We start from the raw sequence: 13395 nt of genomic DNA on the forward strand, positions 1-13395 counted from the left end.
AGCATACCCCAGTTTTCCTACAAATTTTTCGATAACATTATTAAACAGATAATTGTGATGAACCCGATAACCAATTAACAGGCATACTCATGGAATATATTGGTATGCCTGTTTACACGATAATGAATATGACTGAGCGCCGGACAGTTAAGCATGACGCCAATATTCAACATGACGATAAGATTAAGTTCGCCCCCGATAAGTGTCCTGATTTTGTGAGCCACTACAAAAAGTAATTATATTATTAATCAGTTTGTTGCTCTAACTCACGAACAAGCGGAATCACTTTTTTACCAAAATACTCCAGCTCCTCTTGCATATGCAGAAATCCAAGTAACATCAGGTTTACACCTGCTTTCTTATATTCAATGATTCGCTGAGCTATTTGTAACGGTGTGCCTATAAGGTTGGTTTTAAAGCCATCGTTATACTGTACAAGATCTTCGAAAGTCGATTTTGCCCAGTTTCCCTCTTTTTCCGGCGAGGCATTTCCCGCATTTTGTACTTCATGATGGAAACTTTTCACTGCTTCAAAGTCACTGTTATCTAAAATATCCTGTAGTACTGCGCGAGCTTCTTGCTCATCATCACGGGCAATAGCAAAGCCATTAACACCTATTTTTACCTGATGATTATTCGATAACGCTTTAGCTTTGATATCTTCGATTTGTGTCCGAATATATTCTACACTGCCACCATTAGTAAAATACCAATCAGAAACACGTGCCGCCATGTCTCTGGCCGCTCTGGAACTCCCGCCTTGAAAAATTTCCGGTAGTGGTGCAAGGGGTTTAGGATTTAAGACGTAATCATGGAAACGATAAAAATCACCAGAAAAACTAAACGCGGGTTGTGACCAGATCCCTTTCAAACAACGAATAAACTCTTCAGAACGCAGATAACGTTCTTCATGATCCAACCACGGTTCACCAATCGCTTTAAATTCACCACGAAACCAACCACTAACAACATTAACAGCAATACGAGCCCCATAAAGCTGACTGATTGTTGCTATCTGTTTAGCAGCAAGCACCGGTTTCCAAGCTCCCGGTAAAAGGGCTGCGATAACTTTCAGTTTATTGGTTGCCGAAAGCAGATCTTGCGAAAAAGTAACCGATTCATGTTGGTTTTCAGCCCCATATCCAGCAGTAAATCTAATTTGGGTCAATGCATAATCAAAGCCTACACTTTCGGCGATTTGGGCCAATTTGCGATTATAAGTATGTCCCCAGTGAGTACGTTGCTGGATTTTACTTATAACTAATCCACCTGAAACATTAGGCACCCAATAAGCAAATTGAATGGGTTGAGAATTGAGTCCAATCATAAGACCTCCATTTGAAATCAGAATAATATATTCATCATGGCTCTGCTGCTGCTCTCCCGTCAGAAAACACAACCTGTACCGATTTACAGGTTACGTCCTGACGCCACCTACTGCCTACTTACTCCCTTAATATGTAGTAATAGCGATATTGTTTCCTGCCCATATCCCCAGTGACTTATCGGCACAGATTGAACCACCTTGTTGCACCCTATCTCTCTGTGTCTGCAAGGACAGCTCATCCCCTGATAATTTCCTCCCGTGATTATGGATATTATTAGCCAGCATACGAGTATATTGTCCGATGATCCATATTTGATTGAACGAAACACCACCCTCCCCCGATTTCCTTGCCTAATACTGAAGCTGTAATTGCCTTTTTGATAAACTGCACTTATTAGTCGAATCCACCATCGATTTTAATTAAGTTTATATCAATAAAAAAACCATTGAATTAAAATTCATCAATCAAATGCTCTATTCTTTTGAAAATGTGTAATGTAGAGTTATACGAGTAGTATAAAAACACGTTGAAAATTGTCTTTTATTTTATCATTTCATTAATAGTTAGTAATACAGGAGTCTTTTATGACAAGCGAAAAATCTCTGCCAGATATTAATACGCATGAAGTGGACACATCTGAAATTGATAATGCCGAAACCCAATCTTTATATCTTCGTGATGAGACTATAGAGGGCATTGGAGGAAGAGCTAATATTAATAGTAATGGAAATATATTAACAACAAAAATTACTTTACCTGTGATGAAAACTAAACATGCGTTTTACGTATATGACGGAACACCAAGTATCTATGCCAGTTTCTCAGGTTCTATTGACTCAGATATTGGTTTTGAATATAACGCCACACATAATGTCTGGCAACCAATTATGTCAGTAGCTGGGTTTAAACGTGGAACTTTTACTGAAGGCTCAGATGAATTTGGCAATTTAAATGGTTTTTTACCCGGCACTCAAGTACAGTTGACTGTATATCGATATTTTAATGGCGCGACCAGAGCAACATATCAGGGAACTTCAAATATTGGTTATATTGGCAAGGCCATTTTGGAAATACCTAAGACCAATATAAATTCTAACCAAATAAATAATTGGAAGTTATTCTCTACTGTCACTGGCAATAGAATTAAAGTTGATAAACAATACCGGGTTAAATTTGATGATATAGTAATAGACAATACCATTGTCAAGCCTGTAGCTTATGCAAAAAAACAAGCAACTATCAGTGTGGGTCATGGTAAAGCTATTATTACAATTCAAAAATCAAAAGTATGATAATAAAATCATTAACCTTTAATTTAAGCCAGTTTCTAATGCATTTTAGGAATTGGCTTTTATCATAATAATCTGCCAAATAACTATGCATCTTGGATCAAGAATTCAGTGTGCGCCTATTCAAATTAACAAGAACAGCAAACCTATTACTGTAGTTACGATTTCATCCCCCAATATCATCTGTTCGTCGAATGAATAATGAATAATGTGGTGAACTTCCCAATTCTCACTGTTTTTGAATGTTTGTCCATAGCTCAAAAACCCAACCAAGTGATAAGGATAAATAGAAGTGTTAAAGTATTCTGGTGTTGAAGCTGATTGAATGGATAATTTAGCATTCACTTTTTGTATCAACTTATCTTAGCAACAAAAATGAGGGGTTATATGAAATCACGAGCTGCTGTTGCCTTTGGGCCAAACAAACCACTCGAAATTGTCGAAATTGACGTTGCTCCACCAAAAACAGGTGAAGTAATGATAAAAATCAGCCATACCGGTGTCTGCCATACGGATGCCTTTACCCTTTCAGGCAGCGATCCTGAAGGAATATTCCCTGTTGTCCTGGGGCATGAAGGCGCTGGAGTCGTTGTCGAGGTTGGTGAAGGTGTCACAAGTGTAAAACCGGGTGACCATGTCATTCCATTATATACAGCGGAATGTGGCAAATGTGAGTTCTGTCAGTCTGGAAAAACTAACCTTTGTATCTCAGTCCGCGATACCCAAGGTAAAGGCCTCATGCCAGATGGCACAACTCGTTTTTCTTACAATGGACAACCTATTTATCATTACATGGGGTGCTCGACATTCAGTGAATACACTGTCGTCGCTGAGGTATCACTGGCAAAAATAAATCCAGCCGCAAACCATAAACATGTTTGTCTGTTGGGTTGTGGCGTCACTACGGGTATTGGGGCTGTACACAACACAGCCAAAGTGCAGCCGGGCGATTCTGTTGCAGTTTTCGGACTGGGTGGGATTGGGCTTGCCGTTATTCAAGGCGCTCGCCAAGCAAAAGCGGGTCGCATTATTGCCATTGACACTAATCCAACTAAATTCGAACTCGCCAGACAATTTGGCGCCACTGATTGCATCAATCCCAATGACCATGATAAGCCTGTTCAGCAAGTTATTCTGGATATGACAAAATGGGGTGTTGATCATACTTTCGAATGTATCGGTAATGTCAATGTCATGCGTGCTGCTCTCGAAAGCGCACACCGAGGATGGGGGCAATCTGTAATCATTGGTGTCGCGGGTGCCGGACAAGAGATTTCTACCCGCCCATTCCAATTAGTTACGGGGCGTACATGGAAAGGCACTGCTTTTGGCGGAGTAAAAGGACGCAGCCAATTACCGGGAATGGTGGAAGACGCCATGAAAGGTGAAATTAAGCTAGCGCCTTTTGTTACCCACACGATGCCTCTGGAAGAGATTAATGAGGCTTTCGAACTGATGCATGAAGGCAAATCGATCCGAACAGTCATTCACTACTGATTAATTCGTTATTACAGAAAAAACCTATCGTAGAAAGAAAACCGTGTTGGCTTGCAACACGGTATCTGACACGCAATAAATGGCCTTAGAGAGGAAAATAATGGAAAGAATTGAACATCACGCCTGTTTTGGTGGATGGCAGGATGTCTATCTGCATGAATCAACGGTTTTGGGTTGCCAGATGCGTTTCTCAGTTTTCTTGCCCCCTCAGATTAAAGAGAGAAGATTGCCAGTCCTTTACTGGCTCTCTGGCTTGACCTGCACAGAGCAAAATTTCATCACAAAATCAGGGGCTCAGCGTTATGCTGCTGAACAGGGTATCGTTATTGTTGCTCCAGATACCAGCCCTCGAGGTGATGATGTCGCTGATGATCCAGCCTATGACCTTGGAAAAGGTGCAGGCTTTTATCTCAATGCAACAAAACAGCCTTGGGCTTCACACTATCGTATGTATGATTATATTGTTTCAGAACTACCCCATTTGATTGAAACACATTTTGAAGTGACTGATATACGAGCAATCAGTGGGCATTCAATGGGAGGCCATGGTGCAATGATCATTGCATTGAAAAATCCGGGACGTTATTGCAGCGTTTCGGCCTTCTCACCTATTGTGGCTCCCAGCCAGGTTCCTTGGGGAACAAAAGCATTTTCGACCTATCTTGGCGAAAACACCTCTGATTGGAAACAGTATGACACTGTAGAACTGATCAAGAATGCAAAAGAACGGCTCCCTATTCTGATCGATCAAGGCCTCAATGACGACTTTTTGGATGAACAATTACGTCCCCATTTATTGCAAGATATTTGCGATAAAATCGGTTATCCGGTGACGATAAATCTTCGACCAGAATATGATCATAGCTACTACTTTATCGCCAGCTTTATCGAAGAGCATATTGCTCATCATGCCAAAGCGATGCAAAAGTATATTGGAAAGAAATAATTATTAAACTGGCATGGAGCACATGATATTCCTGAGAAGGATAGCCGCTCCAGTCAATGACAATAACGTACAGGGATAACTGTCGGGTCAGCATAGAAATAAGGCGATTAAATGTGGGAGGGAGATCGTGATGTAATGCTGTATTCTCCAGCAATCTATCGATCATCTTTGTAGGATAGGTAAAACGCTTAAGATCACTTGAATCGTCAAACCAGCTCACTTTAGTAAGTGATATTTGCTGTGTGTTTGTCGTCGTATCTGGCGTTTAAAAGCTGTGCCCCGCAAATTGTTTTCAATGAGGCAGGGCAATAAATCCCTCTTCCAGTCCGTGAACCTCCATACCTTCCGGCATAGCCTCCCCAACAGTTACCTGACGAGACACGGCCTGACGTTTTAAATCCGGGCGCCAATTTACTATTAATTGTCCATTGCTATCATGAATCAGTGCTGCTTCCGGTACGACAATTCCCTGTTCATTGCGATAAATAACAATATTGACTCTGGCACTCATACCGGGTCTGATGGGATAACCCTGACTCATGGATGAAGTCACTTTAATCACAACATCATAATAAATCGCCGATCCCGGTTTGTCCGTACTCACACTTTGCATGGCAATGGTTTCAATTTCTCCATCCAGAGGGTGATCAGAAAATCCCTCCCCACTGATTTTTACTGTCAGTCCTTCTTTGAGTTTGGCGAGATCGGCTTCTTCAACCTGTGCCAATACCTGATATTGTGCAGTGTCCATAATTTCCAGTAAGGGCATTCCTTCGGTAACGCGAACTCCTGTCTGAATCGTTAAGAACTTCCCACTTTCTCCCTGTTTGGCCCTAAGCACGACCCCTGAAAATGGCGCTTTGATTTCTTTATGTAAGTATTGTTCCTGTAATGCCTGATAGCGGCTCGTTGCATTCTGAAGCTCCATCTTTGCGACATTTAAATTATTAAGACTTCCTTTTTGTCTAATGGACTTAAGATCGTCCTGTGCTGAAGCGAGTTCCATTAGTTGTCGGCGATGTTGCTGTTGGAGGGCTTCCACTTCCATTCGTGGAATGATGCCCCGTGAAAAAAGAGCCTGTGTTTTTGCGAGAGTATCTTTCAATTCCATAATCGTATGGTTCGCATTTTCGACGTTTCTTCTGGCCCGGATGACTTCCTGACTGTTTTCCCAGTCATGCAATTGGTCAACAACAGACGAGGACTTGATCATCTCAACTTGCGCTTGCCGAAGCTCAATATCAAGCTTTCGGGTATCAAGCGTGACTAATATCTGACCAGCATTTACCCGCTGTCCTTCTTTGACCAAGACTTGTTTGATAATTGCATCAAATGGAGCGGGTATGGTTTCAATACGCCCAGATTGCAGATTGCCTATCAAGCCTAGCCGTTTTTCTATAAGAGCGCGTTTTACTTCAATCCACTGCACTGATCCCTGAGCGGACGCTGGTTCTGAAAACAAATAGCCTGAGGATAAAAAGGCAAAAAAACAGGCCACCACGACAAGTATGCCAGCTATGGCCCATCGATAATGTTTAATCATTAAGTGTTATCTCCCAGCTTTCCAGTGTGGTGCCAAGAGTTTGATCCAGTTCAGCCTGAGAATTGAGGTACTGGATAAGTGTATTCAAGCGTGCATTTTCGGCATTTCTTAGGTCGGTTTCAAAACTTAGAACCTGAAAGTTGCTGGATCGTCCAGCCTGTAATTTTTCCTGTTCAATTTCGAGTTTCTTTTGAGAAAGTGAACTGGCTTTTATCGCTAATTGATATTCCTGCCAGCGTGATTCTGTATCACGAATTACTTTGGTTACTGCTTGTTCCAGATTTATTTTTGCCTCCTCCAAGTGTAATTCCTGCTTCTGAACATTTACTCTGGCCTGAACTTCCGTTTGTTTCTGTGTCATATCACCTATTGGGATATCCAGTTGTATACCCACAAAATTTTCCCAGTTTCGGGTTTCAGAAGATGATGAACGATTCTGGGATGCACCTCCGACCAAAGATAAATCCCAGAGCCGATTATTTCGGGCCTGCAATAATTGAATATTTGCAGCTCTTGCAGTAAGTAACTGGATAAGATAGCCCGGTTGCTGAGCCTGTGCTTTTTTAATTGATTGTTCAATACTCAGGCTTACGTGAGTTCCTTTTAGTGTATCTGTAGCATAGATGGGGGTTTTGAGGTTTAGAGCGAGCAATTTAAGTAATGCCAGCTTCGTGGCATGCACATTATTTTCAGCCTCTTTTGCCGAAAGCTCCTGCATGGCTAGATCAGCCTGCATTTGTATTATATCTGTCTGGGCCATTCTGCCTGCGTTAATCAACTCTTTGTTGATCTCCACTAATTTCTGCATACGCTTAAGGGAAGCGACAGATAGTGATTGTTGCTCCTGAGCACGGAGTAATGCATGGTAGGTCAGAATAATTTGCGTGATTGAATCGGAAATAGTTGCTTTTAAATTCAACCGATTGGTTTGTTCCCGGAGTTTGGCCAGTAAGATCGGGGCATTATTAACATCGAATCCTGCTCCTCGTAAAAGAGGCTGTATCACAGTAATACTTGCTCCATCATTGTGAAAGTTGTTTATTCCCAATTTAGTGTTATCACGAGTCCAGGAAAGAGTAAAACGCGTTCCCAGAGGAGTAAGTAATGTGGCATTAGGTGAAAGGTTAGTTTTCCTAAAATTTGAATCCTGATTTTTACCCGTAATGTAACGCCCGCTTAGCTGTAGCTTTGGTGTGAATCGATCTTCTGCCACCCGTAAATCAAATTTCTGAGCGATACGATCCAGATAAACACTGCGGATCGCATAGTTATTCCTTAAGCCAAGCCATATCGCATCGCTCAACGACAGGCCTATAACCTCTCTTGAGGTCTCCCCCCGCAGACTGTAACCAAGTTCTGATAAAATTAATCGTTCCTGTCCAGATGCATGACTTCCTGTGCAGGGAAAAAGGAAAAACAAGGTCAAAGAGCCATAAAGAAAATATTTTTTAATCATCACGTAATGCCTGTACGGGCTCCATCTGTGAGGCTTTATGTGCGGGATAAAAGCCAGAGATAAGCCCCGCTACAATTGAACTACCTATCCCTAAAGGGATAGATAAAGGAACTAAAGAAAATGACCAGCCAGAATAAAGTCCGAAAAGAAAGGAGACGATGACACCTGCCAGTGCACCAAGGATTGCGCCGACAGAAGTCAATGCTGCCGCTTCATACAAAAAAAGGCGCCGGATATCATGGGGTCTTGCGCCTAAGGCCATACGCAGCCCAATTTCTTTTCGTCGGGTCGAAACATTCATAAGCATCACATTTGAAATTGCAATGCCGCCGGTAAGTAGCGAGATACCCGCCAACCCGATCAGCATGAAAGAAAAGGTTTTGCTTTGATCTGCCATTCCTTCCAGTAATTTCTTAAGTATCTGGACATCAATATCAACCTCTGGAAACTTACGCTTGAGCAATGCCAATAAATCCTTCGCATCGGTTTCGGTGGTGGCGGTTGTTATGGTACGAGCGATAATGCCATTCAGATCAGTATTGGCTGATATTTTACGCATGGCGTTTATAGGAACAATCACCACCGAATCCAAAGAAAAAGGAAAGATGGGATTTCGGCCTTTTGTATAAAAAATGCCAATCACAGTGTATAAATAATTGCCAATCTGAATCTGGCTGCCAAGTACACGGGATGCGTCTCCTTGACCAAGGGTAACGGCCACTTCATTGCCAATGACCAAATGAGAAGAGTGCTGGTCATAATCAGAGATGAACCGACCATGACGAAGTTGCAATTGCATGACTTTCTCAAGTTCCGCAGAGGACCCTATCACGGTAAATGTTTCTGTTTTCCCGCTATAACGCCCGGGAGAAGGAAAATAGATCCACGGTGCTGCTGAAGATAAACCAGGAATAGCCGTTGTCAGGTCGGTCATTTTAATTGACGCACTACCAACCCCATGGTTATAGGAGTTAAGGTTTGCTGTAATGACGTTGATATCAAGCCCGCTGAACATTTTCAATGCAGCAAGTGTGGCGTTATGCCCAGTATTAACGAATGCCACAACAGACGCGCAACCAATAGCAATACCCGATAAAGCAAGCAAGGTACTTTTCCCCGTTGCCATTAAGTTGCGCCAGGCCTCTCTCCATATCATTAATACTGACATGCCATAGTTGCCGGACCGGCTATTATCATGCATGAATTGCCATACCTCTGGTTTCATGCAATTGACCGTCAATGATACGTAATTCACGCTGCATATGGTTCGCAACCACAGGGTCATGCGTTATTACGACCAGCGTCATCGCTTTGTCTGTGTGAAGAGAAGAAAGTAACAATAAAATTTCTTCTGCCGTTTGTTGATCCAAGTTACCGGTAGGTTCATCAGCCAACAGTAACGAGGGTTCCCCTACCAGTGCTCTGGCGAGAGCCACTCGTTGTCGCTGCCCGCCGGATAAATCTGCCGGATAATGAACCGCACGATGAGAAAGACCAACCAAATGCAGTTTTTCTCTGGCTATTTTATAGGCCTGCGAGGCTGAGATCCCACGGTAAAGGAGCGGCAGAGCGACATTCTCTGTGGCGGTCATTCCGGCTAATAAATGAAAGCTCTGAAAAACAAAACCAATTTCTTTATTACGCATTCTGGCACGAAGGTCAGCATTTGCTGTTGACATATCAACACCGCAAAGAAAATATTCCCCGGAAGTTGGTTTATCCAACAGACCGAGAATATTCAGTAATGTGCTTTTACCTGACCCCGATGTTCCAACAATAGCGCAACTCTGACCGACAAAAATTTGTGCCGTAATATTTTTCAGAACCGATATTGGGCCTTCGCCACCATGTTGATAAATACGGGTTAACCGTTGCATACTGATAACAGGTGATATCGGTACTGTAGGCTGAATAGAATTTATAAGATCCATTATTTTTTATAATTCCCCGCTTTAATGTCTATATTTATCAGAAGCAACAGCCTTTTTATTAAAATAACCAACTTTTGATAACATAAGAAATTAAATAATATCATCACGATGACCTGTCATAAATTATGATAATAGAAGTTAGGTTTCCAATCCAGAATGAAATGTATAGGTGGTTTATAAATCTTAAAATTGTAATATCATTTTCGATGATTTAGATTTAGTATGTATTAACAAATATTATTTGATAAATCATGCATTTAATCTTCAAATTCTAAAATTATTAAAGGAGAATTTTATGTTCAAGAAATTATTAACCGTTGGGGCATTAGCAGCAGCATTAATCGGAGGAGTTGGGACTGCATCGGCAGATGGAAGGACATATAATTGTGAAGGAACAGGAATTACTGATAAGCTTATTGTGGGAGATAGCATGTGGGTTGTTAATCCTTATAAAAATTTTGCAAATGTATTTAAATATAATGGGAGCACTTGGTATTTTAAAGGTAGCATTAAAGATTGTGGCAACGGAAAATGGGCCGGTCACTATAGACGTTAGTAAGTAAATAAGGTAAAAAAGATAAAATTTTACCGAAAACCCTCTTATTATAGGCATTCCAGGACTCTAACAAACCTCGTTAAAAACAACGGGGTTTTTACATAATTATATCCTCTATTTTTTCTTATCAACCTGCTGTAACAGTCCTTTAATAATGCTAGATAAAACTCCAATTTAAAATAAAAACATACGCAATGTCTAAATTTTGAAATGGCAAAACAATCTGATAATGATTTATATTTAGTGTACCTTATCAAATATTATTTGTTAAATGATAAATTCAAAACGCAAGCTGCAACATTGTTAAAGGAATGTTTTATGTTTAAGAAATTATTAATAGGTGGAGCATTAGCAGCAGGTATTACCTTAACTGGCGGCATTGGAACTGCATCGGCAAGCGTAGATATTCCCTGGATCAATTGTTACTCTTCTCCTGAAAAATACAATAATGGCATATATACTAAATATCTTGTTAAAGAGGGTATTGTTTTTCTTGATGTACGTTATGAAAATGGAATCAAATGGTACTTAAAAGGATTTAAAAAATTATATGTCTGTGGAATGAATGTTTATGTTGGTAAATATGAAGGTGTAAAGCAATAGAAAAATCTCCTTATCACAGGGTTCCCTCCTAATAAGCCTCATTGAAATAATGGGGTTTTGATTTCATTATGGATAATAATATCCCGTTATTTCAGCGATGGTCAGACAGAAAACAACAAACTGGCGTTGACTGACCGACCGGAGAAGTCCTTATAGTGAATTACCATTCCATTGCCCCTGAAACCCCACACTCTGCTGCTCAGAATGAAACCATCTCTGCCGGATTAAGTGTGCTTATCACTCCCAGAACGCCCTTAACCAACGGAATGGCTACCGGAGAGAGATAGGATCCCAGAGGGATATTCATGTGGTCAATGCTGGTAAGCATGGTAAAGTCGTTGTTTCGTCTGGTAAAATCGTCGCTGATAGCTTTGCCAATACGCACTGTCTGCGCCACTCCATGACCGCTCCAGCCATGTACCATATACACGGGTACGCTATCACCACTCTTGCGGGCGTCGGTGGCACCATTCAGGGTCAGGTCGCTGATCCCACCCCAAGAATATTCCAGTTCGGGTTTTTCCAGCTGCGGAAACACGGTTCTGATACGCTCAAGCAGATAATTGTTCACATCACGCGGTGACCAGGAGTTGCCAGTACCCTGTCCACCGAACAACAGGCGGTTGTTGCGCACTGCACGATAGTAGTCGATCTGTAACTGTGTATCGTAAATTGGCAGATCTGACGGGATCAGATCTTTGATATTCATTGGCAACGGCGGCGTTACCGCCACGTAGGTGAAAAAAGGCATCGTGGTGGAAGGGCCGGAGATAAACTTACCAGTGGAGCCATGCACACCCAGCACCACGGCTTTACTCGCCCTGATAGCCCCCCGTTCAGTTTCTACGACTGTACCACCAGCATCCTGCCTGATGCCCGTCACTTTCGTGTTGTCATAGATTTGTCCACCCAGTTTGGCGAAACCATAAATCAAACCACGCAATAGCGCCAGAGGCTGGACCTGCCCGCCGATACTGTCGATATTTGCTCCATGGTAGATGCCAGAACGCACATATTCTTCCTGTAGTTCGTGCGGTCCGATAACCTTCACCGCCGTATCTCCCAGCCGGCGCCGGGCATCGGCATTAGCCACCAGCGGCCCCATGTGGCCTGCGTGTATCGCAGCAGTAATATGACCATACTTGCGGTCACATCCGAAACTGTAACGATCACGGAGTTCATCCACGAGATTCATCGCTTCAACCGATGCAAAACGCCATAAACGTTTAGCCTCATCGGATGAAAGTTTTTCCAGCATGGTTTCAGCTTCCCAACGTGCGATCCCGGGGGTCATCTGTCCCCCGTTACGGCCAGAGGCTCCTGAACCAATGTTATCCTTTTCAACCAGAATCACGTCCACGCCCGCTTCAGCAAGATGCAATGCCGTGGAAGCCCCCAGCAACCCACCACCGATGACCACAACCTCACAACTCAGGTCCCTAGGCAGGCTTCCAAAAGCTGACCAGTCAGCCAGAGAGGCTTCATAATAGTTGGCTGGCATGGGGTCAGCGGCATCTTTATGCCAGCTCCAGATGCGCGGATCCAGCCCCAGTCGGCTGGCTCTGTACTGTGCATCCTCCAGCAGTATTGGCCGGAGTTTATCAATATTGACGATAGAAGCATCAGCCGTGGTTAAGGTCTGTGCGAGCAGGGAGAAGGTGGGAAATACGGATGAAAGCACTCCCACCCCCGCGAGCGTCGCGGCGGTAAAGATAAAGTTTCTTCTGTTAATTGTCATTTCAGCACTCCTGTCATGATCTTAAAATCACCCGCTGGACTGATCCGGGGCGTTTCCCTGTAAGTGAATCCGACTCTCTGAGCTGTATTTATTGCTGCCAGAACTCCCTTTCAAACCGGCGAGAATCAGCAAAATAACGGTGCCGATAAACGGTATGAGATGCAGCAGTAACCACCAAGCACTACAGTTAATGTCGTGCAGGCGGCGGGCATTCACTGCTAGTGCGGGCAAAAACGTGAGCAGCAGATAGACGGCGCTGAACCAGCCCATATAAATTTCAGGATTGGCAACGGCAAAGTAACGTTCAAAGAAAGAGATAATAAATACAGCTAAGCTCTGGAACAGAACGAAATACCAAAACTCCTTACGCTGTACTCGCCTCCTGAAACATGCATAGTTCTTTAATACATTTAAATACTCGTGCATTGTTGTCCTCTCTTATAAAGCAGCAGGTTCTACCCTGCCGCCCCGCCCATTTTTTGGTTAATCCCGCCTGTCAGCGCCGATT

General features: G+C 42.6%; 12 protein-coding genes and 1 pseudogene. 5 read left to right on the top strand and 8 right to left on the bottom strand.

The window, feature by feature from the left end; all coding sequences use genetic code 11:
• Positions 1-244 precede the first annotated feature (244 nt).
• Complete coding sequence (sfnG, locus tag PSI14_RS00230; RefSeq protein ID WP_273573828.1) at positions 245-1327, bottom strand: dimethylsulfone monooxygenase SfnG; 1083 nt, start codon at positions 1325-1327, stop codon at positions 245-247.
• A 585-nt stretch (positions 1328-1912) separates the two neighbouring features.
• On the opposite strand from sfnG, the gene PSI14_RS00235 reads away from it, so the two are divergent.
• From PSI14_RS00235 to fghA, 3 genes are all read left to right on the top strand, one after another.
• A complete protein-coding gene (locus PSI14_RS00235; RefSeq protein WP_273573829.1) occupies positions 1913-2620 on the top strand; it encodes a YrpD family protein in 708 nt (235 codons plus the stop codon).
• Between the two features lie 384 nt (positions 2621-3004).
• Entirely contained in the window at positions 3005-4114 is a 1110-nt protein-coding gene (locus tag PSI14_RS00240) for an S-(hydroxymethyl)glutathione dehydrogenase/class III alcohol dehydrogenase (RefSeq protein ID WP_273573830.1), read from the top strand.
• Positions 4115-4214: 100 nt separating this feature from the next.
• Positions 4215-5060, top strand: a complete 846-nt coding sequence (fghA, locus tag PSI14_RS00245) for an S-formylglutathione hydrolase (protein WP_273573831.1) — start codon at positions 4215-4217, stop codon at positions 5058-5060.
• 1 nt (position 5061) lies between these two features.
• Here the strand turns inward: fghA and PSI14_RS00250 are convergent.
• The 5 genes and pseudogenes from PSI14_RS00250 to PSI14_RS00270 form a co-directional block, all read right to left on the bottom strand.
• Positions 5062-5229, bottom strand: a pseudogene (locus PSI14_RS00250) (IS4 family transposase); the annotation flags it as partial.
• Between the two features lie 123 nt (positions 5230-5352).
• Entirely contained in the window at positions 5353-6603 is a 1251-nt protein-coding gene (locus PSI14_RS00255) for an HlyD family secretion protein (RefSeq protein ID WP_273573832.1), read from the bottom strand.
• Positions 6596-8059, bottom strand: a complete 1464-nt coding sequence (locus PSI14_RS00260) for a TolC family protein (protein ID WP_273573835.1) — start codon at positions 8057-8059, stop codon at positions 6596-6598. Before PSI14_RS00260 ends, PSI14_RS00255 begins: the two co-directional genes overlap by 8 nt.
• A complete protein-coding gene (locus tag PSI14_RS00265; protein WP_273573836.1) occupies positions 8052-9260 on the bottom strand; it encodes an ABC transporter permease in 1209 nt (402 codons plus the stop codon). The genes PSI14_RS00260 and PSI14_RS00265 overlap by 8 nt, the downstream gene beginning before the upstream one ends.
• The gene (locus tag PSI14_RS00270) at positions 9253-9990 is read right to left on the bottom strand and encodes an ABC transporter ATP-binding protein (RefSeq protein ID WP_273573837.1); all 738 of its coding nucleotides are present in this window, start codon (positions 9988-9990) and stop codon (positions 9253-9255) included. Before PSI14_RS00270 ends, PSI14_RS00265 begins: the two co-directional genes overlap by 8 nt.
• Before the next feature lie 295 nt (positions 9991-10285).
• On the opposite strand from PSI14_RS00270, the gene PSI14_RS00275 reads away from it, so the two are divergent.
• Both PSI14_RS00275 and PSI14_RS00280 read left to right on the top strand, forming a co-directional pair.
• Complete coding sequence (locus PSI14_RS00275; protein ID WP_273573838.1) at positions 10286-10546, top strand: LCI fold-containing protein; 261 nt, start codon at positions 10286-10288, stop codon at positions 10544-10546.
• Positions 10547-10864: 318 nt separating this feature from the next.
• Positions 10865-11149, top strand: a complete 285-nt coding sequence (locus tag PSI14_RS00280) for an LCI family antimicrobial peptide (protein WP_273573840.1) — start codon at positions 10865-10867, stop codon at positions 11147-11149.
• A gap of 199 nt (positions 11150-11348) precedes the next feature.
• On the opposite strand, the gene PSI14_RS00285 is transcribed toward PSI14_RS00280, so the two are convergent.
• Both PSI14_RS00285 and PSI14_RS00290 read right to left on the bottom strand, forming a co-directional pair.
• Entirely contained in the window at positions 11349-12887 is a 1539-nt protein-coding gene (locus PSI14_RS00285; RefSeq protein WP_273573841.1) for an NAD(P)/FAD-dependent oxidoreductase, read from the bottom strand.
• A 27-nt stretch (positions 12888-12914) separates the two neighbouring features.
• Positions 12915-13313: a DUF805 domain-containing protein gene (locus tag PSI14_RS00290; protein WP_273573842.1), complete on the bottom strand. Its 399-nt coding sequence runs from the start codon at positions 13311-13313 to the stop codon at positions 12915-12917.
• Positions 13314-13395 lie beyond the last annotated feature (82 nt).

The sequence above is a fragment of the Xenorhabdus anantnagensis genome (genome assembly GCF_028598555.1).
GTDB lineage: Bacteria > Pseudomonadota > Gammaproteobacteria > Enterobacterales > Enterobacteriaceae > Xenorhabdus > Xenorhabdus anantnagensis.